This window comes from Pseudomonas sp. B21-036, from assembly GCF_024748925.1.
Taxonomy (GTDB): Bacteria; Pseudomonadota; Gammaproteobacteria; order Pseudomonadales; family Pseudomonadaceae; genus Aquipseudomonas; species Aquipseudomonas palmensis.
Map to the genome: position 1 here is coordinate 2,498,972 of NZ_CP087178.1, position 24,021 is coordinate 2,522,992.

The 24,021-nt window shown below is 67.4% G+C and carries 22 protein-coding genes and 2 pseudogenes; 11 read left to right on the forward strand and 13 right to left on the reverse strand.

The window, feature by feature from the left end; translation table 11 throughout:
- Position 1: 1 nt before the first annotated feature.
- Positions 2 to 568, reverse strand: a complete 567-nt coding sequence (locus LOY33_RS11115; RefSeq protein WP_043863946.1) for a GNAT family N-acetyltransferase — start codon at positions 566 to 568, stop codon at positions 2 to 4.
- A gap of 131 nt (positions 569 to 699) precedes the next feature.
- On the opposite strand from LOY33_RS11115, the gene LOY33_RS11120 reads away from it, so the two are divergent.
- Positions 700 to 1,236, forward strand: a complete 537-nt coding sequence (locus LOY33_RS11120) for a hypothetical protein (RefSeq protein WP_043860251.1) — start codon at positions 700 to 702, stop codon at positions 1,234 to 1,236.
- 58 nt (positions 1,237 to 1,294) lie between these two features.
- Positions 1,295 to 1,771: a GNAT family N-acetyltransferase gene (locus LOY33_RS11125; RefSeq protein ID WP_054914403.1), complete on the forward strand. Its 477-nt coding sequence runs from the start codon at positions 1,295 to 1,297 to the stop codon at positions 1,769 to 1,771.
- A gap of 19 nt (positions 1,772 to 1,790) precedes the next feature.
- On the opposite strand, the gene LOY33_RS11130 is transcribed toward LOY33_RS11125, so the two are convergent.
- The 3 genes from LOY33_RS11130 to LOY33_RS11140 all read right to left on the reverse strand — a co-directional run bounded on the left by LOY33_RS11130 (position 1,791) and on the right by LOY33_RS11140 (position 4,605).
- Positions 1,791 to 2,135, reverse strand: a complete 345-nt coding sequence (locus LOY33_RS11130) for a carboxymuconolactone decarboxylase family protein (RefSeq protein ID WP_078481264.1) — start codon at positions 2,133 to 2,135, stop codon at positions 1,791 to 1,793.
- 183 nt (positions 2,136 to 2,318) lie between these two features.
- The gene (lpxO, locus tag LOY33_RS11135) at positions 2,319 to 3,218 is read right to left on the reverse strand and encodes a lipid A hydroxylase LpxO (RefSeq protein ID WP_054914404.1); all 900 of its coding nucleotides are present in this window, start codon (positions 3,216 to 3,218) and stop codon (positions 2,319 to 2,321) included.
- Between the two features lie 136 nt (positions 3,219 to 3,354).
- Positions 3,355 to 4,605, reverse strand: a complete 1,251-nt coding sequence (locus LOY33_RS11140; RefSeq protein WP_258662636.1) for a DUF1835 domain-containing protein — start codon at positions 4,603 to 4,605, stop codon at positions 3,355 to 3,357.
- 258 nt (positions 4,606 to 4,863) lie between these two features.
- On the opposite strand from LOY33_RS11140, the gene LOY33_RS11145 reads away from it, so the two are divergent.
- The 8 genes and pseudogenes from LOY33_RS11145 (at position 4,864) to mnmH (ending at position 12,173) form a co-directional block, all read left to right on the forward strand.
- On the forward strand, positions 4,864 to 5,307 hold the full coding sequence (locus LOY33_RS11145) for a bifunctional diaminohydroxyphosphoribosylaminopyrimidine deaminase/5-amino-6-(5-phosphoribosylamino)uracil reductase RibD (RefSeq protein WP_043860246.1): 444 nt from the start codon (positions 4,864 to 4,866) through the stop codon (positions 5,305 to 5,307).
- 123 nt (positions 5,308 to 5,430) lie between these two features.
- Positions 5,431 to 6,069, forward strand: coding sequence for a TetR/AcrR family transcriptional regulator (locus tag LOY33_RS11150; RefSeq protein ID WP_043860245.1), 639 nt, complete (start codon positions 5,431 to 5,433; stop codon positions 6,067 to 6,069).
- A 222-nt stretch (positions 6,070 to 6,291) separates the two neighbouring features.
- Positions 6,292 to 7,296 (forward strand): annotated as a pseudogene (locus LOY33_RS26050) (cache domain-containing protein); the annotation flags it as partial.
- An 87-nt stretch (positions 7,297 to 7,383) separates the two neighbouring features.
- A complete protein-coding gene (locus LOY33_RS26055; protein WP_370409269.1) occupies positions 7,384 to 8,151 on the forward strand; it encodes a methyl-accepting chemotaxis protein in 768 nt (255 codons plus the stop codon).
- 188 nt (positions 8,152 to 8,339) lie between these two features.
- Positions 8,340 to 9,110, forward strand: a pseudogene (locus LOY33_RS26060) (MCP four helix bundle domain-containing protein); the annotation flags it as partial.
- Positions 9,105 to 9,968, forward strand: a complete 864-nt coding sequence (locus LOY33_RS26065) for a methyl-accepting chemotaxis protein (RefSeq protein ID WP_370409268.1) — start codon at positions 9,105 to 9,107, stop codon at positions 9,966 to 9,968. The pseudogene LOY33_RS26060 and the gene LOY33_RS26065, both read left to right, overlap by 6 nt.
- Before the next feature lie 73 nt (positions 9,969 to 10,041).
- A complete protein-coding gene (gene selD / locus LOY33_RS11165) occupies positions 10,042 to 11,076 on the forward strand; it encodes a selenide, water dikinase SelD (RefSeq protein ID WP_043860242.1) in 1,035 nt (344 codons plus the stop codon).
- A complete protein-coding gene (gene mnmH / locus LOY33_RS11170; protein WP_054914408.1) occupies positions 11,076 to 12,173 on the forward strand; it encodes a tRNA 2-selenouridine(34) synthase MnmH in 1,098 nt (365 codons plus the stop codon). Before selD ends, mnmH begins: the two co-directional genes overlap by 1 nt.
- A gap of 39 nt (positions 12,174 to 12,212) precedes the next feature.
- Here mnmH and LOY33_RS11175 read toward each other — a convergent pair whose 3' ends face one another.
- From LOY33_RS11175 to LOY33_RS11215, 9 genes are all read right to left on the reverse strand, one after another.
- Positions 12,213 to 13,265, reverse strand: a complete 1,053-nt coding sequence (locus LOY33_RS11175; RefSeq protein WP_258662640.1) for a permease — start codon at positions 13,263 to 13,265, stop codon at positions 12,213 to 12,215.
- Between the two features lie 57 nt (positions 13,266 to 13,322).
- Positions 13,323 to 14,402: a lipocalin-like domain-containing protein gene (locus LOY33_RS11180; protein WP_258662641.1), complete on the reverse strand. Its 1,080-nt coding sequence runs from the start codon at positions 14,400 to 14,402 to the stop codon at positions 13,323 to 13,325.
- The gene (locus tag LOY33_RS11185; RefSeq protein WP_258662642.1) at positions 14,392 to 16,848 is read right to left on the reverse strand and encodes an FtsX-like permease family protein; all 2,457 of its coding nucleotides are present in this window, start codon (positions 16,846 to 16,848) and stop codon (positions 14,392 to 14,394) included. The genes LOY33_RS11180 and LOY33_RS11185 overlap by 11 nt, the downstream gene beginning before the upstream one ends.
- On the reverse strand, positions 16,845 to 17,501 hold the full coding sequence (locus LOY33_RS11190; protein ID WP_043860253.1) for an ABC transporter ATP-binding protein: 657 nt from the start codon (positions 17,499 to 17,501) through the stop codon (positions 16,845 to 16,847). Before LOY33_RS11190 ends, LOY33_RS11185 begins: the two co-directional genes overlap by 4 nt.
- A gap of 189 nt (positions 17,502 to 17,690) precedes the next feature.
- Positions 17,691 to 18,737: a class I SAM-dependent methyltransferase gene (locus LOY33_RS11195; RefSeq protein ID WP_258662643.1), complete on the reverse strand. Its 1,047-nt coding sequence runs from the start codon at positions 18,735 to 18,737 to the stop codon at positions 17,691 to 17,693.
- A gap of 143 nt (positions 18,738 to 18,880) precedes the next feature.
- Complete coding sequence (locus LOY33_RS11200; RefSeq protein WP_196932166.1) at positions 18,881 to 20,215, reverse strand: sodium:proton antiporter; 1,335 nt, start codon at positions 20,213 to 20,215, stop codon at positions 18,881 to 18,883.
- 87 nt (positions 20,216 to 20,302) lie between these two features.
- Positions 20,303 to 20,965 carry a hypothetical protein gene (locus LOY33_RS11205; protein ID WP_043860235.1) on the reverse strand — a complete coding sequence of 221 codons (663 nt, stop codon included), beginning with the start codon at positions 20,963 to 20,965 and terminating at the stop codon, positions 20,303 to 20,305.
- Between the two features lie 2 nt (positions 20,966 to 20,967).
- Positions 20,968 to 22,128, reverse strand: a complete 1,161-nt coding sequence (ampC, locus tag LOY33_RS11210; protein ID WP_258662645.1) for a class C beta-lactamase — start codon at positions 22,126 to 22,128, stop codon at positions 20,968 to 20,970.
- A complete protein-coding gene (locus LOY33_RS11215; protein WP_258662646.1) occupies positions 22,125 to 22,931 on the reverse strand; it encodes a helix-turn-helix domain-containing protein in 807 nt (268 codons plus the stop codon). The genes ampC and LOY33_RS11215 overlap by 4 nt, the downstream gene beginning before the upstream one ends.
- A gap of 79 nt (positions 22,932 to 23,010) precedes the next feature.
- On the opposite strand from LOY33_RS11215, the gene LOY33_RS11220 reads away from it, so the two are divergent.
- Positions 23,011 to 23,985 (forward strand): bile acid:sodium symporter family protein, encoded by a 975-nt coding sequence (locus tag LOY33_RS11220; RefSeq protein WP_043860233.1) that lies wholly within the window; start codon positions 23,011 to 23,013, stop codon positions 23,983 to 23,985.
- Positions 23,986 to 24,021: the final 36 nt, after the last annotated feature.

The following is a 24,021-nucleotide window of genomic DNA, read 5'->3' on the forward strand; positions in this document are numbered from 1 at the left end:
GCTAGCGCCCGCGCTTGCGCGACACCACCGCCTCGATGTTCTTGCGCCCGATCAGCCTTGGCTGTTCGGGCGCAGTCATTTCACCCAGCCACTTGTACATCACCAGGCAGTCGACCAGGCCCAGGCGGGCATGCTGGTAGGCCCTGGGCAGGCGCCCGACGGTCTCGAAGCCCAGCGCGTGCCACAGCGCCACGGCCACCTCGTTGCTGGCCACCACCGAGTTGAACTGCATGGCCAGGAAGCCCTCGTTGCGTGCCAGGCGCTGGGAGTGCTCGCACATCAGCCGCGCCACGCCGCGCCCGCGGGCGGCCTCGGCGACCATGTAGCCGCAGTTGCTCACATGGCTGCCGGGGCCTGCGGCATTGGCCTTGAGGTAGTACGCGCCCAGCAACTGGCCCTCGTCCTCGACCACCAGCGTGTGCAGCGGCACCTCCAGCCACAGGTGCCGGGCCTGCTCCAGGCTCAGGTTCGGGTCGTAGGCGTAGGTCTCCCGCGCTGCGATCACGGCCTGGAAGGTGGGCCAGAAGCGGTCGAAATCGGCGGCGGTCATCGGGCGGATCTGCAGCATGGGAATCCTTGGCGGGCGAAGGGGGCGGGTGGGGCGCCATTCTAAGGGATTGCGCCCCGACCGGCGCAATCAACTGAACGCTGGCGCCGGGGTGGGCTCCAAATTCGACCACTGGTTGCGGATACCCAGACATGTCGAAAATCATCACCCAGCCCTTGCCCGTGCAATCGAGCGACGAAGACGACCCGTTGCTGTTCGGCTCGCCCAAGGAGCGCCTGGACTTCTACCGGCGCGAGATCCAGTACGAAACCAGCCTGCTGTCCAACCGGACCAACGCCTACCTCACGGCGCAGTCGTTCCTGGTGATCGCCTTTGCCTCGTCGATGGCCAACCTCAACCCCGAATGGGGCAAGCTGTTCACCCTGGTGGTGCCGTGCCTGATGGCGCTGCTTGGCATCGTCAGCTCGCTCAACGCCTGGCCGGGCATACGCGCGGCCTACCTGATCATCGATCACTGGCACTTCAAGCAGAGCAACCTGCTGCACAGCAAGCCGGCCATGGGCCTGGCCTACGACGAATCGCCGCTGTTCAACGAGCTGGAATCGAGCCACAAGGGCTTTTGCAAGTCGCTGCTGTTCTCCATGCGCACGCCCTGGCTGTTCATCGGCTTCTGGCTGCTGCTGGGCAGCTTCTGCCTGTACATCCAGTTCACCAACCCGGGTGGTTGAGGCCACCGTGCTGGCCGGCTAGAGTGGCGGCTCATGCATTCACAGGGGAAGGGAACCCATGGAGTCGATCACCTTGCGCGCGGCCCGGGCCGGCGATGGGGCAGCGGTATTTGCGGTGACGCACCAGTCGATCACGCAATTGGCGGGTGGGCGCTATTCGCACGAGCAGTTGCGCGGCTGGATGGGCCAGCGAACCCATGAGGATTACGAGCGTTCCATTGCCAAGGGCTCGATGGTGGTGGCATGTCAGGGTGAGACGGTGGTCGGTTTTGTCGACGCTGAACCTGGCGAAGTCACGCGCCTGTTCGTGCTGCAGCAGGCGGCCGGCCAGCAACTGGGCAGCCGCCTGCTGGAGGCGGGCCTGGCCAAGGCCCGGGCGCCGGGTGTGGAGGTGATCAAGGTCGAGTCCACGCTCAATGCCGAGGGCTTCTATCAGCGTCACGGGTTTGTCGCCAAGGGGCGCGACTTCTTCTCCCACGGGGTGGGCGGCGACCCGATCGAGGTGGTGCTGATGGAGCGGCCTGCGCAGCCCTGAGCGCAGGCCCCGGGCCGGGTTACTCCCCGGCCTTGCCCACCGCATCCAGTGCGCGCGCCGAGTACACCAGGGCGGCGCCGGCGTTCATCGCCACGGCCACGCCCAGGGCCTCGGCGATTTCCTCACGGGTGGCGCCTTGCTTGACCGCCTGCGCCGAGTGCACGGCAATGCAGCCGTCGCAGCGGGTGGTCACCGCCACGGCCAGGGAGATCAGCTCGCGGGTCTTTGCGTCCAGGTGGTTGGTCTTGGCCCCGGCGCCGCTGGCGGTCATGTAGCCGTCGACCGTGCCGGGCGAGAGTTGCTTGAGGTCGCCGATACCGGCCATCAGCTGTTTGCGGTAGCCATCCCAGTCCATCATGCTCATCGTCTTCACCTTTTTGTGTTGCGACAAAATGAACAGTGAAGCTAGTTTTTTCGCCACTGGGGCGCCGTTGGTCGATGGTCGGGGTGGGGGCGTACTTTGGTAGGGGCCGTTTTGCCGCAAGGCCGGCCCCCACAGGCTCACGCGCCGCCTGCAGGAGCCGGCCTTACCGGCGAAAGGGCCACCTCAGATATAGATGAACACCAGCAGCAACAGCGCCACCACTGCCCACTTCTCCAGGTAGTAGCGCAGCCGGTTGCGCTTCTTCAGCGCCTTGCCGCGCTCGCGGATCTTGTAGATGCGCGTGAACAGCCGGTTGATCCCGCCGGTCTTGTCGCCCGCATCGTTCGGCGCCGCAGCGGCGGCCATCACCTTGCGGCTGAACCAGCGGTTGAACGCCGTCGCCCAGCGGTACTTCAGCGGTCGCTCCACATCACAGAACAGGATGATGCGGTTGTGCTCGGTGTGGTTGGCCGCGTAGTGGATGTAGGTTTCGTCGAACATCACCGCCTCGCCGTCGCGCCAGTGGTAGTTCTCGCCGTCGACGCAGATATAGCAGGCCTCGTCGTTGGGCGTGTCCAGCCCCAGGTGGTAGCGGTAGGAGCCGGCATACGGGTCACGATGGCGCACAAGTTTGGAGCCAGGCGGCAGGGTGGCGAACATCGCCGCCTTGACCGTGCCGATGCCCTGCAGCAGTTCGGTGGTGCGTGGGCACAGCTTCATGGCCGACGGGTGGCTTTCGCCGTACCACTTCAGGTAGAAGCGCTTCCAGCCGCTCTTGAAGAACGAGTTGAAGCCGACGTCGTCATGGCTCTGCGAACTCTTGATTTCGCCCACGTGCAGCAGTTGCTGGGCTTCGGCACGAATTTCCTGCCAGTTGTCCTGCAGCGGCTTGAGCTCGGGGAAGGCCTCCACCGGCAGGTAAGGCTTGGCCGGCAGCCGGGAGAACAGGTAGAGGAACACGTTGATCGGGGCCAGGAAGCTGGAGTGATCGCCCAGCTGGCGGGTGAACTTGTGCCGCACGCGCCCGCGCAGGTGCACGTAGGCGATGGAGAAGACAAACAGTAGAACGAGAAAGATTTTCATGGTCGATTAACAGGTCGATGTGGCTATGCGCCATGGCATGAGCAGGCCAGCATAAACAATCAACCGCGTGCTTTGTACATATTGTTACGTTTTGGGGTGCCGACCTTTGGCTAGGTCGGCGGTCGTTCGGCAGGCATCAGGACGGTTGATGGCGCCACACCGGCTGGCCATGGGCATCCAGTGCCCAGTGCGCCAGCCCGGCCTGCAGGCGTACACCGCCTACCCAGCGTTCGGGGGCCGCCTGGTCCAGCCAGTAGGCGTCACCTGCCAGTACCCGCTGGCCCAGGGCCGTGAGGGTCAGGCTGCGTTGCGGCCAGGGCAGGTGAACGTCCGCTTCGAACAGCAACGGCGTGGGCGCATCGATCAGCGGGCGCATCAGCGCATGGAACATCTGGTCGCCCAGGTACGGCAGTGGCTCACGCCTGCCCATGAGCTCTGCGAACACCCGGCCGAACGCCAGGCTGCCGGCTTCGGCGACGATGCCCAGGGCCAGGCGCTCGGTCAGCGACAGGCCGTCGGCCAGCCCCGGCAGTTCCTGCAACTGGCGCAGCAATGCCGGCGCCAGCAAGGGCAGTGCCGGGCTTGGCGCATGGGCCAGCTGCGCCCAGGCCAGTGGCGAGGGCGCGCAGTACGCCGCCCAGGCACGCCGGGCCAGCGCCAGCGCTGCCTCGTTCAGGCGCCGACGCTGGGGCCACAGCCAGGCCAGCAGGTCCGGCGCGAGCTGGCCGATGCCGATGAAACGCTGCACCCCCGGCACCTGGCTGATCTCGATCAGTTCCAGGCACTCGGGCAACTGCTCGATGCCCGCCAGCACGCGGATCAGGAACAACTGGTCATAGGCATCCGCCTCGCACCACAGCACGGCGTGCGGGCACCCGTCGAGCTGCGCCAGGGCGGCGTACTCCTCGGCACTGCGCCGCGCCACGTCGGCTTCTGGCATGCCGAACACGCGGCTGATGTAGTCGTTGCGCAGGGCGAGCAACGGTTGCGCCGGCAGTGCCGGTACCGGGCCCATGCACAGCGGGTCGATGAAGGTATGGAAGGCCCCCTTGAAACCGGCCAGGCGCAGGGTATGGGCGATGTCGTTGCCACACCGCCAATGCACGCTGCGGGCTTCGTCGTCGGCTTCGAAGCCGGGGTTGCGTGCGGCAAAGTCGATGGCGTCGACATGCGCCTTGAGCCTTGGCCAGCTGGCAAAGCCCAGCTCCTGCGCGATCAGCCACTGCGCATCGGCCAGGCGTGGGGCGCGGGTGTGGGGCAGGGGCTTGAAGTGCGCCGGCGCAGTGCCGGCCAGCAGGTGCCTGAGCAGGGTCTTGGCGCGTTTGCGCTGGTGTTCGAGGTTGATTCTGCCGTCATGGCAGATGTGCGGGGGCAGGGCGGTGAGCATACGATCTCCTGGGTCGGGCCTTGTCCGCTTGCAGGCCGGGAGTCGTATCGACGAATGAGGCTGTTCTGTACCGGGGCGTGGCCCTTTGCGCGGACGGCAGGCGCGGAGAACGCCAGGGCGTGACTATAGCGAAGCCCGCCGGCAGCGACAACGGGCAACCGGCGTGAGCGCACGATGCGGGAGAAATCGTGCCCTCGCCGTGCAGCAGGAGTACCCTGTCGCCTTCGCTCATTCTGGAACCCACTGGGCAAGGACCTTATGCCGATACTCCCTTCCAACAGCGATTTCATGCAACTGGCCCTGATCGAGGGGCGCCGTGCCTTGCCGGCGTGCCGGCCCAACCCGCCGGTGGGCTGCGTGATGGTCCGCGATCACCAGGTGATCAGCCAGGGCCACACCCAACCGCCGGGGCAGCCCCATGCCGAGGCCATGGCGTTGGCGAAATTGCCGGAAGGGGGCCGGGGTGTGACAGCGTATGTGACCCTGGAGCCTTGTTCGTTCCAGGGGCGCACCCCGTCGTGTGCCCTGGCGTTGATCGACAAGGGGGTGGAGCGGGTGTTCGTCGGCATGCTCGACCCGGACCCGCGCAATGCCGGGGCCGGGGTTCGCCTGTTGCGCCAGGCCGGTGTCGAGGTGATCGTCGGGCTGCTGGCCGAAGAGGTCTCCAGGGACCTGCGCACCTACCTGCTGGCCGAGGCCTGAGGCGCCCCACCCACTCCAGCCGCCGGCCTTGCCGGCGAAGGCGCGCCCGCAACCTGGCATGCATAGCCTCATCGCTATGTATTTTTGTATATTGCGAGGGTCTTTCCCCGAAGTGCCATCGCCATGTCCAGCATTCGTCAACGCAACCAGCAGCTGATTCTCGAGGCCGCCAGCGAGGAATTCGCCAGCAAGGGCTACAACGCCGCCCAGACCCGCGACATCGCGGCCCGCGCCGGCGTGCCCAAGGCCAACCTGTACTACTACTTCCAGACCAAGGAAAACCTCTACACCCGGGTGCTGATGGCCTTTCTGGAACCCTTGCTCGCGGCCTCCGCCGTGCTGCGCGCCAGCGATGACCCGCAGGTGGCGCTGCCGGCCTACATCCAGGCGCGCATCCGCATCGTGCGTGACCACCCGTACACCTCCAACGTGTTCAGCAGCGAGCTGCTGCACGGGGCCAAGCAACTGCCCGGGGTGTGCCGCGACCTGCTGCGCGCCGAGGCGCAGCTCAACGTGCACTGCCTGAACAGCTGGATCAAACGCGGCCTGATCGCCCCGGTCGACCCGCAACACCTGATGCTGTTCATCTGGTCGGCCACCCGCACCTACACCAATTTCGGCTGGCGCATGGCCCAGCTCACGGGCGTGCATGCGCCCCAGGGCGACGACTACGCGCTGGCGGCCGCCACCATCACCCGCCTGGTGCTGCAGGGCGCCACGCCTGGCATGCCGGCGCCGCGCCCCATGCGGCCGACCAACTAGAAACAATCCTGCTTTTTTTTGTACACGAAACTGTATTAAAGATTTTTACCTCCCCAGCCGAAACAGCGGTGATAGCAAATTGCCAGAACTCACGCTGCACGGGTGACTGGCGCCTCATGCCCGGGGAGGGTGAAGCGCGCGATGAATATAAAAAACAAGCTGGTCCTTGCGTTTGTACTGGTGGCTTTCATCCCGGTGACGGTGGTCGCGGTGGTCAGCGTGATGAACATCCGCACCCAGGCGGTTGAACAGTTCATCGATGGCAGCACCCGGGAAATACGCCAGATCGACGGCAACATGCGCCAGTTCTTCGACGGGATGCAGCAGAACGTCGATCAGATGTCGGCCGATCCTGTATACAGCGCTGTGCAGACGCTCAAGGACTACCGCGCTGCCGACGCCGCCAGCCAGCCCCTGCCAGCGCCGGCCCAGGGGGTGATCGACGCCTTTGCACGCTTCGGCGCCACCCACCCGGCGGCGGCCATCCTGTCCATCGGCCTGGAAGACGGCACCTACGCCAAGTGGCCGGATGACCCGCAACTGGCCAACTACGACCCGCGCCAGCGCCCCTGGTACAAGGCCGCGATGGCCAGCCCCGGCAAGACCGTGCGCACCCCGGCCTACTACTACGACAAGGACGACGTGGCCCTGGTGGGCACCGCCCGAGCCATGCTCGACACCGCCGGCAAGCCCCGCGGCGTGTTCGTGGTCAGCGTCTCGCTGAAGAACCTCACCGAACTGGTCAAGAGCATCAAGCTGGGTCAAAGCGGCTACGTGATGCTGATCGAGGACGGTGTGGTGCTGGTCGACCCGCGCGACGACGGGCACAGCTTCAAGCCGCTCAAGGACCTGGGCGAGCCCTACGCCAGGCTCGCGGCCACCGAACAGGGGGCTGCCGACGTCGAGATCGACGGGGTTCGCTACATGGCCAACGTATGGACCTCCCCAGGCCTGGGCTGGCGCTTCGTGGGCCTGATCGAGCAGCGCGAAGTGATGGGCGCCGCCACGCGCATGACCTACCTGGCCGGGATCATCGTGGTGGTGCTGGCGATCTTCTTCGCGCTGATCGGGGCCGCGTTCGCCCGGGTGATCGTCAAGCCCATCGGCCAGGTCAGCACGGGCCTGCAGTCGATCGCCGAGGGCGAGGGCGACCTGCGCCGCGACCTGGTTGTGCAGGGCAAGGACGAAACCGCCGAGCTGGCCGGCTGGTTCAACCGGTTTCTGGCGGCCATCCGCCAATTGATCCAGCGCATCGGCGCAGCCTCCACCAACCTGCACGACGCCTCGCAGGTCAACAGCGAGGTGGCCACCAACATGAACCAGGCGGCCGGGCGCCAGCGTGAAGCGGTGGAGCTGGTTTCCACCGCATTCAACGAAATGGTCGCCACCGCCAACGAGGTGGCCCGCTCGTGCAGCAACGCCGCCGATTCCGCCGAAAGCGGGCATCGCCGGGTGGCCGAAGGCAAGCAGCAGATCGAGCTGACCACCGAGAACGTCAACCGCCTGGGCAACCGCCTGAGCGAGTCGTCCCAGGCCATGGTCGAGCTGGAGGAGGGCAGCCGCAGCATCAACCAGATCCTGGGCACCATTCGCGCCATCGCCGAGCAGACCAACCTGCTGGCGCTCAATGCCGCCATCGAGGCCGCTCGCGCCGGCGACCAGGGCCGCGGCTTTGCCGTGGTGGCGGACGAGGTGCGCGCGCTGGCCAAGCGCACCGCCGACTCCACCGGCGAAATCGACCAGTTGCTCGGTACCCTCGCCAGCAAGACCCAGGAGGTATCGCAGAAGATGCAAAGCTGCCAGGACCTGTCCCGGGCCAGTGTCACCTCCATCGAAAGCGCGCGCGACAGCTTCGAGGGCATCCAGCTGTCGGTCAACGAGATCCGCGACCAGAACCTGCAGATCTCGGCCGCCGCCGAGGAGCAGCACAGCGTGGCCGAGGAGATCAACCGGCATATCCAGCAGATCTACGACGAAGCGCGCCTGGTCGAAAGCCTGGCCAGCTCGGCGCAGGAGGACTCCGGACGGCTGTCCACGCTGTCGGCCGAATTGAACGCACTGGTGGGCCGCTTCAAGTCCTGACCACCGACAACGTTACAATTAATGTCAATGTGATATCATGGCTTCACTGCCGCCGAGTGATCCCGCCGGCAGTGGAGCAAGCACTCATAAAGAACACTGCCCTCCCGCTTCACCGCCTTGCCTGCAGAACCTGACCGCGCCGCCTGTCCCGGCGCGGGTTGTACTTTTGCAGCCACAAGGAACACCCCATGCTTCTGCGCTCCCTCAACATTTCCCTGCGTGCCGGCCTCAGCTTCGCGCTGATTGCCCTGCTGGCGATGGCCCTTGGCGGCCTGTCGCTGCTGGAAATGCGTCGAATGAACGAACAGTCCAACCAGGTCGACCAGAACTGGCTGCCCTCGATTGTCGCGGCCAACGGCGTAGCGCTGACCAGCACCCAGATCCGCACCCTGACCCTGCGCCTGCTGGTACTGCGCGACGGCGACGACCTGCAGGACCTGATCACGCGTCTGCACCAGCTCGAAGCGCAGCTGGACACCCAGGAGGCGACCTATGCCGGGCTGATCACCCTGGCGCAGGAACAGGCCGCGTTCGCCCGCTACCAGCAGGCCAAGAAGCGCTACCTTGCCGATCAGCACAAGGTCGTCCAATTACTGCAGCAGGGGCGCAAGGACGACGCCATCGCGCTGGTGGACGCCGGCCCGTACCTGACCAATGCCGACGGCATGCTCACCGACCTGCTCGAAATCATTGCGCTCAACGACAAGGGCGGGGAGCAGGCGGCCCGACGCAGCACCGAGGTATTCCATGGCGCCATCAGCCTGGTGCTGGCGATTCTGGCCGTGGTGCTGGCTTTGACCGTGGCGCTGGCAGTGCTGCTCACGCGCAGCATCGTGCGCCCGCTGGGCGAAGCCGTGGGCATTGCCCAGACCATCGCCGGTGGCGACCTGTGCGACGAGATCAGCATCAGCGGCAAGGATGAGCCGGCGCGTCTGCTGCTGGCGCTGCGCGACATGCAGGGCAGCCTGCGCGGCACGCTGCAGAAAATTGCCAGTTCCTCCAGCCAGCTGGCCTCGGCCGCCGAAGAGCTGCAGGCTGCCACCGACGACTCCAATCGCGCGCTGCAGCAGCAGAACGACGAAGTGGAGCAGGCGGCCACGGCGGTGAACGAGATGACGGCGGCCGTGGAGGAGGTGGCCCGCAACGCCGTGAGCACCTCCGAGGCTTCGCGCCAGACCGACGAGACCGCCCACCACGGCCGCGAGCAGGTGCAGCGCACCGTTGACTCCATCGGCCAGCTCACCGACGACGTGACCCACACCTGCGAGCAGGTCGAGCACCTGGCGGGCGATGTACGCAACATCGGCCAGGTGCTGGAAGTGATCCGCGCGATTGCCGAACAGACCAACCTGCTGGCCCTCAACGCCGCCATCGAGGCGGCCCGGGCCGGGGATGCCGGGCGCGGCTTCGCCGTGGTGGCCGACGAGGTTCGGGCGCTGGCGCACCGCACCCAGCAGTCCACCCAGGAGATCGAGACCATGATCGGGACCATCGAGCAGGGCACCGGCACGGCGGTCACGGCAATGCGCAACAGCAACCAGCGCGCCCACGCCACCCTGGAAGTGGCGCAGCTGTGCGGTCACGCCCTGGACGAGATCACCCAGGCCATCACCGGCATCAACGAGCGCAACCTGGTGATCGCCAGCGCCAGTGAGGAGCAGGCCCAGGTGGCCCGCGAGGTGGACCGCAACCTGGTCAACATCCGTGACCTGTCGATCCAGACCGCGGCCGGTGCACGCCAGAGCAATGCCGCCAGCCAGGCGCTGGCAGGCCTTGCGGTCGACCTCAACCTGCTGGTGACCCAGTTCAAGGTCTAGCAGTAGCCACCATCACGTAGCGCCCCCGGGTCCCCTGCCTTAGACTCAGGGGCTTGAACCCGGGGGACAACCGATGAACGAACCAGTACGCCTTACCCAGTACAGCCACGGCGCCGGCTGTGGCTGCAAGATTTCACCCAAGGTGCTCGAGGTGATCCTCGCCGGCAGCGGCGCGCAGAACCTCGACCCGCGCCTGTGGGTGGGCAACGCCTCGCGCGACGACGCGGCGGTGTATGCCATCGATGACGAGCGCGGCGTGGTCTCGACCACCGACTTTTTCATGCCCATCGTCGACGACCCCTTCGATTTCGGCCGCATTGCGGCCACCAACGCCATCAGCGACATCTACGCCATGGGCGGCGACCCGCTGATGGCCATCGCCATCCTGGGCTGGCCGGTCAACGTGCTGGCCCCGGAGATCGCCCGCGAGGTGATCCGCGGCGGGCGCGCGGTGTGCGATGCGGCCGGCATTCCCCTGGCCGGCGGGCATTCGATCGACGCCCCCGAGCCGATCTTCGGCCTGGCGGTCACCGGCATCGTCGACAAGCGCCACATCAAGCGCAACGACACCGCCACCGTCGGCTGCCAGCTGTACCTGACCAAGCCGCTGGGCATCGGCGTGCTCACCACGGCGGAGAAGAAGGGCCTGCTGCGTGCCGAAGACGTGGGCCTGGCGCGTGACCAGATGTGCACCCTCAACCGTATCGGCAGCCAGATCGCGCGCCTGGAGGGGGTCAAGGCCATGACCGACGTCACCGGCTTCGGCCTGCTCGGGCACCTGGTGGAAATGGCCGATGGCAGCGGCGTGACCGCGCGCCTGGAAGCGGCGCAGGTCCCGCGCCTGGCCAGTGTCGAGCACTACATCGAGCAGGGTTGCGTACCCGGTGGCACGCTGCGCAACTTCGACAGCTATGGCGAGCGCATCGGCCCGTTGAGCGAGGCGCACAAGCTGCTGTTGTGCGACCCGCAGACCAGTGGCGGGCTGCTGGTGGCGGTGGCGCCCGAAGGGCAGGCGGCGTTTCTCGAGCTGACGCAGGCACAGGGCCTGGCGCTGACGCCGATCGGCACGCTGGTGGCGCGCGGCACCCATGCGGTCGAGGTGTGTTGATGCACGACGACTGCACCGACTACCGTTCGATCTTTCTCGACGATGTGCCCCTGATGGATGTGCGCGCACCGGTCGAGTTCGACAAGGGCGCGTTCACCCACGCCAGCAATCTGCCGTTGATGAACGACGACGAGCGCCAGCAGGTGGGCACCTGCTACAAGCAGCATGGCCAGCAGGCGGCAATGGTGCTCGGGCACCAGCTGGTGTCCGGGGCGCTGCGCCAGGCCCGTATCCAGGCCTGGGCGCAGTTCGCCCGAGCCAACCCCGATGGCCTGCTGTACTGCTTTCGCGGTGGCCTGCGTTCGCAGATCACCCAGCAGTGGCTGCGCGATGAGGCCGGTATCCGCTACCGGCGCGTAGGCGGGGGCTACAAGGCCTTGCGCACGTTTCTGCTGGAGGTTGGCGACCAGGCCGTGGCGCAGTGCGATTTCGTGCTGCTGGGCGGCATGACCGGCACCGGCAAGACCGAGGCGCTGGCGCAACTGGACAATGCGCTGGACCTGGAGCGGCACGCCAACCACCGTGGCTCCAGCTTCGGCCGGCATGCCACTGCGCAGCCGGCGCAGATCGGTTTTGAAAACACCCTGGCGGTGGACCTGCTGAAAAAGCGCAACGCCGGCATCGAGCAGTTCGTGCTCGAGGACGAGGGGCGCATGATCGGCAGCCGCGCGGTGCCGCTGGGCCTGTACCGGCGCATGCAGCAGGCGCCGCTGGTGTGGCTCGAAGACAGCCTGGAATGCCGCGTGCAACGAATCCTGCAGGACTATGTGATCGACCTGTGCGCCGAGTTCGTGCTGGCCCACGGGCCGGAGCAGGGCTTCGAACACTTTGCCGGGCGGCTGCGCGAGAGCCTGTCGGGCATTGTCCGGCGCCTGGGTGGCGAGCGTTACCAGCGCCTGGCGGCGGCGATGGACGCGGCGTTGCAGGTGCAGCGTGCGAGCGGTGCGGTGGAGCTGCACCGTGCGTGGATCGAGGGCCTGCTGAGCGAGTACTACGACCCGATGTACGCCTACCAGCGCGATGCCAAGGCGGCGCGCATCGAGTTCGCCGGCGATCGGGCCGCGGTGCTGGCCTACCTGCGCGAAAGGCGGCTGTAGGCACCTGTGCCGGTGCTGTGGGGGCGGTGCACGCCGGCCCTATAGCACCAGCAGCGCAACCAGCCCGCTGAGCACCCCCACCAGCATCGTCAGCAGCGCAACCCACACCAGCACCCGCGTATCGAAGGAGGTGCGCAGCATCAGCAGTGACGGCAGGCTCACGCTGGGCAAGGTCATCAGCAATGCCACCGCCGGCGCGGTGCCCAGCCCCAAGGCCATCAGCGTCTGCACGATCGGGATTTCCGCCGCCGTCGGGATCACGAACAGCGTGCCGACCACCGCCAGCGGTACCAGCCACACCAGCCCTGAACCCATGCCGCCCTCGACATGCGGAAACAGCCATACCCGCGCCGCGCCCAGTACCAGCACGGCCAGCACATAGATCGGGATGGTGGTCCAGAACAGCTGCCACAGGGTTTTCATCCAGCGTGCCAGCAGGCTGCCGGGCACCGGGGTACTGGCCACATTGGCCGCGTCCACTGCGGGTTCGGGCAGTACGTCCGGGCGCGAGATGCGCTGGGCGAACAGCGACACCCCCACCACCAGCACCACACCCGCCACCAGGCGTAGGGCACTGAACTCCCAGCCCAGCACGAAGCCCATGAACACCAGCGTGGCCGGGTTGAGCACCGGGTTGGCGATCCAGAACGCCAGCGCCGCGCCTACCGACACATTCTGCCGACGCAGCCCGGCAGCCACCGGTGCCGCGCAGCAACTGCACATCATGCCCGGCAGGGCGAACATGCCGCCACGCAGGGTCGAGCCCAGCCCGGCCTTGCCGAACAGGCGCAGCAGCCAGTCGCGCGGTATCAGCACCTGAACCAGCGAGCCGAGGATCACCGCCAGCAGCGCCGCCTTCCAGATGGCCAGGAAGTACACCTGGGCATACGCCAGCGCTGCCGTCAGCGGTGCGTACTGGTGATCGTCCAGGATCGAGGCGCCGATGCTGTGGCTGTCGGCGGCAACAAACGACTTGGCGTAGTAGGGCGACCATTTCACGTAGTACAGGCCGATGGCGGCCACCAGCAGGAACGCCAGCGGTTTGCACCACTGCGTCCAGCCACGGGGGGCGGAAGTAGACAGGCCAGGCATGGTGCAACTCCAGGCAAGGGGGCGTTCAGGCAAGAATAGCCGCTGCGTCGGTGGCGCTCAGCGCGAGTAGCCGGTCATTTCCAGGTAGCCACGCCCGGCCGTGCTGCCCTGTACCTTCACCGGGCCTTCCCAGTAGGGAAAGCGGGTGCCCATCCAGGCCTGCGGCACCAGGGCGTCGACCTCGATGTCCAGCTGCCGGTCGGGCACCTGCACCCGCCAGCGCGTGGGCACCTGCGGGCCGTCGACCAGTTGGGTGCGGGCCAGCGGCTCAAGCACGATCTGCGCACCGTTGAGCGCGGTGCTGCTGCCGTCGGCGGCAATCCAGGTGCCTGCCCGGTACGGTTGTGCATCGGCCTGACGTACCTGGAACAGCATCAGCCGCGTGCCGTTGTCCAGGTGCAGCGAAAACCAGTCCCAACCATGCTGGTCGGGGGCCAGCGGCTGGCTGCTCCATTCGCGGTCGAGCCAGGCGTTGCCGGTCACCTCGACGCGCCGGCCCTCGTGCTGTACTTCACCGCGCACTGCATAGAACGGCTGGCTGTAGTAATACGACGCCTGGCCCTGGCCGGACTTCTCGCTGTAGCCCTGATCGCCCTGCAGCACCAGGGGCCGCTGGCTGCTCAGTTGCAGGTCGTAGCTGAAGCCCTTGCCGCCTGCGCGCATCTGCAACTGCTCGATGCCTTGGCCGCCCACCGCCTGCAGCGACCAGTCGTCGATCCAGGCCTTGAACGGTTGCGCCTGCACGTCCGCCTGGCCGACACCGCCACGCGCCAGCGTTTCACTGAACTGATGGCCAAACGGCCCGCTCAACGCCGCGTGCCCCAGCCATACGGCGGGGCTGGCCCAGCCCGGCTGTTCGGCGCCGGGGCGCAGCGCCGAACGGAACAGCGTCCATTGCGCACCCCAGTCGCGGCCCTGTGCATCGCGCAGGTTGGCGGTCACGTACCACCATTCGATGCGATACCCCGCATGGGCGCCGTGGTCACGCGGGAACTGCAACGGTTGGCCGCGCACCACGGTGGCAAAGGCTTCGGCGTCCTGGCCCAGGCCGGCAAAACCGGCGGGTGGCGGTGGCGAGGGGTCGCAGGCGCCCAGCAGCAGGCACAGCAGCAGGACGCCCCAGTGTCTAGGTTCCATCGGCATAGTGCCTCAGCAGTTCGGCGGGCTGGCGGCGGGCCAGTTGCCACAGGGGCCCGGCGGCGGCGAGCAGGGCGGTGAACAGGCCCAGCAGCGCCAGTTGCAGCAGCTGGCCAGGGAACACCTGCAACGGCAGGCGCCAGCCGAACGCCTGCACGTTGACCACCGCCACCAGGCACCAGGCCAGCAGCAGGCCCAGGGGAATTGCCAGCAGCACGGTCAGGCTGGCCAGCAGCAGCGTCTGCCCCAGCGACAGCCAGGCCAGGTGCTGGCGCCTGACGCCCAGTGCCCATAGCGGCGCCAACTGGCCGAGCCGGCTCTGGCCCAGGGTCAAAAGGCTGATCAACAGGGCCACGCCGGCCACGCCCAGGGTCAGGCTGTTGAGTGCGGCGGTGGCGGCGAAGGTGCGCTCGAACACCTCCACCGACCAGCGCCTTAGGGTGCGTTGGTCCACCAGCCGGGTGCCGTCCAGCGCATAGCGTTGCTGCAGCGCGGCCTTGAGCGTCGCCACCTGCTCGCCCGCCACGCGCAGGTTGAGGGTGTTGAGCGTGGCCTCGGGCCAAGTGCGCCGCAGCCATTCGGCGTTCACCAGCACCTGCCCGCGCGGGTTGCCGTAGTCGGCGTATACGGCCACCACGTCAAGGGGGGCAGCGCCGGGCAAGCTCAGGCGATCGCCCAGGCTCAGCGCCAGGCGCCGCGCCAACTGTTCGCTGAGCATCGCCCCGGCGCCGCTGGCCAACTGGCGCCACGCCTCGCTGCGCTGTTCGAGCAACGGCCAGTGCTGCGCGTAGGCCGGGTGGTCGATCACCCCCTGCACTTGCACCGGGGCGCCGCCTACGCGCACTTCGGTGCGCCACTGCGCGAGCACGGCGCGCACCCCTGGCTGGGTGGGTAGCCAGGCCGCGATGGCCAGGCCCTGGGCGGTGTCATGCGGGGTCACGTACAGCTCGGCCGACAGCCGTTGATCGAGCCAGCCCAGAAAGGTCTGGCGGAACCCGGACGTCATGCTGCCCACCCCGACGCTGGCGGCCAGCGCCAGCAGCAACGCCATCAGCGCCAGTGCCAGGGCCGGCAGTTGCTGGCGGCTGTCGGCCACGAACCACTGCGCCAGCGGCCGGTGGCACAGCCGCTGCAACAGCGCCAGGGCGCCATCGAGCAGCAGTGGCAGCATCAGCGCGGCGCCCAGCAGCAAGGCGGCCAGCAGGGTGAAGGCCGCCGGCAGGCTCGCGCCCCAGCGCCAGCACCCCAGGGCCACGGCCAGCAGCAGTAGCGCCAGCAGTGCCTGGCGCCGCAGCCAGCGCACCTGCGCCTGGCGCCAGGCCTGGGGCTGTGCCAGCGCCAGCAGCGGCAGGCGCGCGGCGCGCAGCAGGCTGCCGGCACCGGCCAGTGCTGCCCCGAGCAGGCTGATGGCCAGCCCGCTCAGCCACCAGTGCAGCGGCAGGCTCAGGTGCCCGGCCACCTGGGCGCCATACAGGCCGCGCAGGCTGGCGGCCACGTCACCCAGCAGCAGGCTGGCCAGCAGGTAACCGCAGGCCACCCCGGCCAGCCCGGCCAGCAGCGCGAACAGCCCCAGTTCGATGGCCAGGGCAGTCACCAGCGCACGCACACTCACGCCGCAGGCACGCAGGGTGCGCAACAGGCTGCGGCGCTGCTCCAGGGCCAGGCCGATGGCCGCATGCACGATGAACAGCCCCACCAGGAAGGCCAGCAGGCCCAGCGCAGTGAGGTTGAGGTGAAAGCTTTCGGTCAGCCGTTGCAGGTCGTCGGTGTCGCTGGCGGCCTGCACCACCAGTAGCTCGTTCAGGCCCTCGGGCAGCGCGGGCGGGGTGTAGCCGGCGGGTATCAGCAATCGCGAGAGCTGTTGCGGTGCCTGCAGCAGGCGTTGGGCCTGGCCGATGTCGACCACCATCACCCCCGGGGCCAGCTGCGCCTGTACCTGCAACGGCGGCAGACGCTGGCCGTCGCCGCTCAGCGGTTCGGCACCGGGCGCCAGGCCAAGGCGCTGCAGGGTGTCGGGTGCGATCCATGCCTGGCCCGGGGGGCCGATGAAGGCGGCGGGGTCGATGCGTTGGGCGGCCTGGCCGGCGATGGCGCTGCCGGGTGGCAGGCTCAGCGGCTCGATGCCCAGCAGCTTCACGCTGACCGGTTCGGCGCCGGCAAAGCGCAGGCGGCCTTCGAGCACCGGCGACACCGGCCAGCCGGCCCGGCGCAGTTGAATGTAGGCGTGCTGGTCGAAGCGTTCGCCGTGGCGCGGGCTCACCTGCGCCTGCGCTGCGCCGGTCAGCAGCGCGTTGGCCCGCGCGTAGTCGGCGCGGGCCTGCTGGTTGAGCGCCTGGACCCCGGCCCACAGGGTGGTAGCCAGCCACAGCCCGGTGAGGATGCTGGCGCATTGCAGGGGATGGCGCCGCCAGTGGCTGAGCAGCGCCTGCAGGCACAGGCCGATCATGCGCGTACCCGGCCCAGGTGCAGGGTCAGGCGCTGGTGCAGGCGGGTGGCCAGGTGGGCGCTGTGGGTGACCATCAGCAGGCTGCTGTTGCTTGCCCCGACCAGCTCCAGCAGCAGGTCGAGCACGTTTTCGCTGCTGGCTTCGTCGAGGCTGCCGGTGGGTTCGTCGGCCAGCACCAGCGCGGGGCGCGAGGCCAGTGCGCGGCCGATTGCCAGGCGTTGCTGCTGCCCGCCGGAGAGTTGCTCGGGGTAGCGTTGCAGCAGCGGCGCCAGGCCCAGGCGCTCGGCCAGGTGGGTGACCCAGGCCGGGTCATGACGGCCGGCCAGGCGCGCCTGGAAGGCCAGGTTGGCGGCCACGTCCAGGCTGCTGATCAGGTTGTATTGCTGGAACACCAGGCCGATGCCTTGTCGGCGCCAGTGGGCGAGCCCGGCTTCGGTGCGGGTGTGTAGCGGTTGGCCGTCGAACAGAATGCGCCCGCTGTCGGGGCGTTCGAGGCCGGCTATCAGGTGCAGCAGCGTGCTCTTGCCGCTGCCGGACTCGCCCATCAGCGCCAGGCTGGTGGCGGCGGGCAGGTGCAGATCGACACCGCGCAGCACCGGCAGGGTGCCTTGGGCGGTGGTGAAGGTCTTGTGCAGGTTTTCGACGATGAGCATGGGTGAAGGGTAGGCCAGGTTGGGGCAGGTGGGTACATCGGGTTGTGCCATGGCGATTCTGCGGGCCAGGGTGGTTTTAAAAATGCAGGAGCCGGCCTTGCCGGCTCCCACATTGGTTGCAACGCACCCTGGCCTGCAGGATCGCAGTTGTCAGCCCTGGTGGCTCGACACCCGATTGCCGCGTCGCCTCTACTTGCGCGCCTCCAGTATCAGGTTGAACGGCGTCTCGCACGCCCGGCGCATGTGGCTGAACCCCGCCTCTTCAAGCACACCCCGAATGCGCGCCTCACCCGCCTGCGCGCCTAGACCCAAACCCACCTCCTGCGACAGTGAATTGGGCGTGCACAGAAACGTCGAGACCGCATAGAACAAACGCCCCACCGGGTTGAGGTTGTCGTCCAGCCGATCATTCGAAAACGGCTCCACCAGCAACAGCGTGCCCCCCGGCTTGAGTGCCTGCCAGGCATGCCGGGCCGCACCCACCGGGTCGCCCAGGTCATGCAGGCAGTCGAAGAAGCACACCAGGTCATAATCGCGGCCAGGGTAGTCCTTGGCGCTGGCCTGGGTGAAGCGCACCCGTTCGGTCAGGCCGCTGTCCCTGGCCCGTTGACCGGCAGTGGCCACCGAGGGCGCGTGGTAGTCGATGCCGTCGAAATGCGAAGCCGCAAAAGCCTCGGCCATGAGCAGCGTCGAGGTGCCAAGACCACACCCGATGTCTGCCACCCGGGCCCCGGCGTGCAACTTGTCCACCACACCCTCCAGTGCCGGCAGCCAGCTGCCGACCAGATGGTTGCGGTAGCCAGGCCGGAACAGGCGCTCGACGCCACCGAACATGCACGCATGATGGTCGCCCCATGCCAGGCCACCGTCGCCGCGCATCGCCGCCACCAGCTTGTCCTTGTCGAGCACCATCGAGGCGATGGCCTGGGTGCCGCCAGCAATGTAGATGGCGGAGTCCTCATGGGCCAGGGCCTGGGCCTGCTGCTCGTCAAGGCTGAAATGTTCGTCGTTGTGCTGCATGTAGCCAGAGGCGGCATGGGCGTTGAGCCATTCGCGAAGCAGGCGCGCATTGCAGCCAGTGCGTGTGGCCAGGGTCTGGGCGGTCACCGGCTGGCCGTCGGCCATGGCCCGGTACAGGCCCAGTTCTTCACCGAGCATGATGTTGGGCAACATCGCGGCAGCGCCGAGGTCGTTGATAAGGGTATGGATGAAAGGGGTCGATGCAGGTTTGCTCATTGCCACCACTCCATTAGTTGGCATCCTTGAACGCGCAGATAACGTCGCCTATCTGCAGCCATCTGTCCTTGATGGGCAGCCTTTGACTCTAGTTCAGGGGGGCAGCAGGTCAAGTGCGAAGCGTGCGTCGCCAGCAGGGGCGGTCAGCCGCGCCGCCCGTAGTAGTTCAGCATCGGTTGCGTGCTCAGGCCATGCACCACGATGCTCAACGCCACCACCGACAGCGTGATGTTCAGGCACTGCGCCGAAAGCGTGCCGCCCAGGCCGTGGCTCAGGGCGTAGAACAGGTAGAACAGGCTGCCGATGCCACGAATGCCGAACCAGCCGACCATCAGCCGCTGGCGCAGGTCGAGCAGGCTGCCCCAAGGCATCAGCAACACGCTCAACGGGCGCACCACGCAGAACAACGCCAGGCCAAAGCCCAGTGCGCGCCAGTCCCAGTGGCTGGCCAACGCCACGCCGAGCACGGTCACCAGGAACACTTCCATCACCCGCTCCACCAGGCTGCCGAAGGCAAGCATGTCGCCCATCATCACCCCGGCCGCCACCTGGGTGTCTTCGAGGTTGTCCAGGTCGCCATGCACCGCATTCTCCGGCGCGGCTTCCAGGTGCCCGGCCACCGGTTGCGCCAGGTGCTCGGACGGGGTCTGCGAACCGCCGGTGAAGCTCACCTCGGCCTGGCGCAGCCCCAGCCCGGCGGCAAACACCGCCAGAAACCCATAGGCGTGCAGGGTGTCGGCCACCACATACGCCAGTGCAATCAGCGCCAGTGCCAGGTAGTCGTTGGGGGTGAGCGTGCTGTCGGCATGGCTGATGCGCAGGGTCAGGGTCAGGCGCCCCAGCAGCTTGCCCATCCAGTAGCCCACCAGCAACCCCACTGGCATCGCCCACAGCAGGTCGCGCCACAACCAGGTCAACAGCGCCGAGCCGTCGACGGCCTGGCCCTGCACCAGCAGCAAGCCCAGCAGCACGAAGGGAAAGGCCACGCCGTCGTTGAGCCCGGCCTCGCCCGACAGGCCGAAGCGCAGCGGGTCGTGGTCCTGCGCATCGTTGACCTGCACCAGCGCTGCCAGCACCGGGTCGGTGGGCGCAAGGATGGCGCCGATCAGCAGGGCCGGCGCCCACGCCATGTCACCCAGGTAGTGCAGCACCACGCTGAAGCCACCGATGCTCAGCAGCATCACCGGGCCGGCCAGGCCGAATGCCACCCGCCAGACACGGCTGCGCAGCGGCAGGCGCAACTTCAGGCCACTGATGAACAGCGAGAACAGCAACGCGACTTCGGTCAGGTGCTTGAGCCAGCCGGCGGCGTGGTCCAGGTCCAGGTGCAACAGGCCCAGCCCCAGCGGGCCGATGCCGATGCCCAGCAGCAGGCACACCGCCGAGGTGGTCACCGGCATCCAGCGCAGGTACGACGAGGTCAGGGCCAGGATCAGCAACACGGCGCCGAACACGGCGATCCACAGGGTAAAACTCATCGAAGGCACCGTCGCATGGGGTCGGGCCAACGCTGGCCCCTGAGCATTCGAGGGGCGGGGTGCGGCAGAGGTTCACTGCACGCAGCATCAGGGCGCCGGGCTGTCGACCTGCTGCAGGCTGAAGGTGCCGGTGAACGGGTTGCCCTGCAGCCTGTAGCACTGGCTGTGGTTCTTGCGCAGCCATGCAGTGCCCGCGTCGACCGGGCCGCAGTTGGAGGCGGGCATGGCATCGACGATCAGGGCGTACTCCAGGCCCTCGTCCAGCTGCTGCAGGGCGAACCCCGCACAACAGACCAGGGCCGCGGCAAAGAAGGGTTCGAACGTCGGCACTTTCTGCGCCGGGGCCGGGGCGGCGCCGGGGCGTAGTCTGCCAGCCGCCCTGCGCAGCCACTGGGGCAACAGCAGGTAGACCCCCAGCAGCATCAGCGAGAACGGGATGGAATAGAGTGCCCCATACACCACCGCCGCGTTGTCCAGGTAGTCCACCTCGATGCCAAAGCGCGCATTGAGCATCCGTTGCGCAGACAGCTTGCACAGGTACACCACGACCACGCTGTACAGCAACGACCCTGGCCAGTAGCTGAGAAAGGCGAAGAGGCGCGACAGGTTCAGCAGCGCATAGATGCCGCCGGCCGCCAGCCCGCCGACCAGTATCAGGTTCGCGCCGAGGCTCGGCGGCAGGCGCGCGAAGCCCCACAGCCCGGCCAGCAGCAACAGCAGCTTGAGTGTGTCGCGTACCGGTTTGCTCACGGTCAGTGGCTACCTTCGTTCAAGGCGCCGAGGATCTGGTAGGCCAGCTTCACCCGCGCTTCGTTGGGGTAGTTCTTGTTGGCCAGGATCACGATGCCGATCCGCTGCGAGGGCACGAACGCCACGTAGCTGCCAAAGCCGTTGGTAGAGCCGGTCTTGTTGATCCACACCGCCTGCTGCGGGGCCAGCGGGGGTTGCAGCGGCGTGACGTCGAGGGTTTCAAGGGCCATGCGGCTGGCATTGCCGTCGAGCAGGGTCTGCAATGCGACCGGGTAGGGGTACTGTTCCCAGATCAGGTCCTGGGTCATGGTGCCCACCTGGTAGTAGCCGGTATGGGTGGCGGCAATGGCCTGCTTGAGGGGCGTATCGAGTTTCTCCAGGCCCATGTTCGCCTCGACAAAGCGCAGCAGGTCGTCACTGCTGGACTTCACCCCGTAGGCTTCGTCGGCCAGCACCGCAGGGCTCAGCCGGGCGGGGACGTTGTCGCGGGTATAGCCCTGGGCGTACATACGCTGCCAGTTGGCAGGTACCTGCAGATGGGTGTTGTTCAGGCCCAGCGCCGGAAACAGCAGGTCCTGCAGGGCGGACCGGTAGCTCATGTCCAGTTGGCGGGCGCTGATCACCCCGAGCAGGCCGATGCTCGGGTTGGCATAGGTACGCCGGGTGCCTGCCGGGTAGCTCGGGGTCCAGTGCTTGAAGTAGCGCATCAGTTGCCTGTTGTCGTGCACGCTGTCTGGCAACTGCAGCGGAAAGCCGCCGGCGGTGTGGGTCGCCAGGTTCAGCAGGCTGGTGTTTTCCAGGGCCCGGCCGCGCAGTTCGGGCAGGTAGCTGGCCGGGCTGTCGGTCAGCTTCAGCTTGCCGGTGGCCTGGGCATAGGCCGCCAGGGTGACGTTGAAGGTCTTGCTGATCGAGCCCAGTTCGAACAGGGTGTCGCGGTCGACGGCCTGGCCGCTGTCGCGCGAGGCCACACCGAAGTCGTAGTAGTGGTGCTGGCCATTGACTGTCAGGGCCACGGCCATGCCGGGTATCGCGTGCTCCTGCATCACGGCCTGGCTGGCGGCCTCTACCAGGTTGTCGAGGTTGTCAGGCACGGTGGCGGCCCAGGCGGCAGGGCTGGCCAGCAGCAGGCCGCTCAGCAGGTGGTGCGGTTTGAACAGGTTCACGTAATGGGTTTCCGGTGGGTCTGGAGGAATTCGCCCGGTGACAGGCCGAACTGTTTGCCAAAGGCGGCGATAAAGGCCGACAGCGATTCGTAGCCGCAGGCCAGGGCCACGTCGGTGACGCGCTCGCCGCGGCTGAGTGCTGGCAGCGCACTGAGCAGGCGCATGCGCTGGCGCCAGGTGCGAAAGGTCATGCCGGTGTCACGCAGAAACAACCGGCTCAGGGTCTTTTCCGAAACGCCGTACTTCAGGCTCCAGGCTGCCAGCCCGGTGCTGTCCTCGGGGTGTGCCTTCAGGCGCCGGCACAGTGCACGCAGGCGGGTGTCCTGGGGCAGCGGCAGAATCAGGTCTTCCTGCGGGGCGCTGGCCAGCTGGTCGAGCAGCACGGCGACCAGGCGCCCGTCTGCGCCCTCGGTATCGTAGGCCACCGGCAGGCCGCTGAAGGTGCGGATCAGCTCGCGCAGCAAGGCATTCACGCCGATCACCCGGCACTGGGTACCCGGCCACACGCTGTGCTCGATGTACAGGCTGCGGATGCAGGTGTCGTCGGCGCAGCTGACCTGATGGGGGGTATGCGCCGGGATCCACACCGCGCGCTGCGGCGGCACCACGTAGCGTCCGGCGCCGGTGTGCACATGCAGCACGCCCTGGGCCGCATACGACAGTTGCCCCCAGGCATGCTTGTGACGAAAGCCCAGGGCGATGTTGGCCAGCGACTGCGCCTGCCCGTACAGCGGGCGCGGCAGTACCTTGAGCTCGCTCAGGGGCGGGATGCGCGGGGCGTGGGGTTGTCCTTTGGGCGACACTCTTGGGGTTCTGTCGTTAGTCGGAAAAGAAAAGAAACCTTACCGTCTGCGCCATCCCAATAACAAGACAGGACGTGACATGAAACACCTGCGGTTGCTGTTCGACAATTTCACCCTGGCCCTGCTCGGCGTGATTGCACTGGCCACCTTGCTGCCCTGCGAGGGCCAGGGCGCGGTGGTGTTTGGCTGGCTGACCAACCTGGCCATCGGGCTGCTGTTCTTTCTGCACGGCGCCAAGCTGTCGCGCGAGGCGGTGGCGGCCGGAGCAGGGCACTGGCGCCTGCACCTGCTGGTTTTTGGCTGCACCTTCGTGATGTTTCCGCTGCTGGGCATGCTGTTCAAGCCGCTGTTCCTGCCGCTGGTGGGCGACGAGCTGTACTTGGGCGTGCTGTACCTGTGCGCATTGCCGGCCACCGTGCAGTCGGCGATTGCCTTCACCTCGCTGGCGCGGGGCAACATCCCGGCGGCGATCTGCAGCGCGGCGGCCTCCAGCCTGCTGGGCATCGTGCTGACGCCGCTGCTGGTGATGGTGCTGATGGGCGTGCAGGGCGATACCGGGTCCAACCTCGATGCGGTGTTGAAGATCGTGCTGCAACTGCTGGTGCCGTTCGTGGCCGGGCAACTGGCGCGGCGCTGGATCGGCGCCTGGGTGGCGCGCAATGCACGCTGGCTGAAGACCGTCGACCAGGGCTCGATCCTGCTGGTGGTGTATACCGCGTTCAGCGACGCGGTGATCAGCGGGTTGTGGCAGTCGGTGCCGCTGGTGCGGCTGCTGGGGCTGGCGCTGGTGTGCTGCGTGTTGCTGGCGGTGGTGCTGTGGTGCACGCAGTTGCTGGGCAAGCGGCTGGGGTTCAACGTGGAAGACCGCATCACCATCCTGTTTGCCGGCTCCAAGAAAAGCATGGCCACCGGTGTGCCGATGGCCCAGGTGCTGTTTGCCGGGGGGGCGATTGGCGCGATGATTTTGCCGCTGATGCTGTTCCACCAGATCCAGCTGATGGTGTGTGCGGTGCTGGCCCAGCGCTATGCGGCGCGGGAGGAGGTGAGCGCCTGATTCAGGTGCTGTGGTGACCACTTCGCCGGCAAGGCA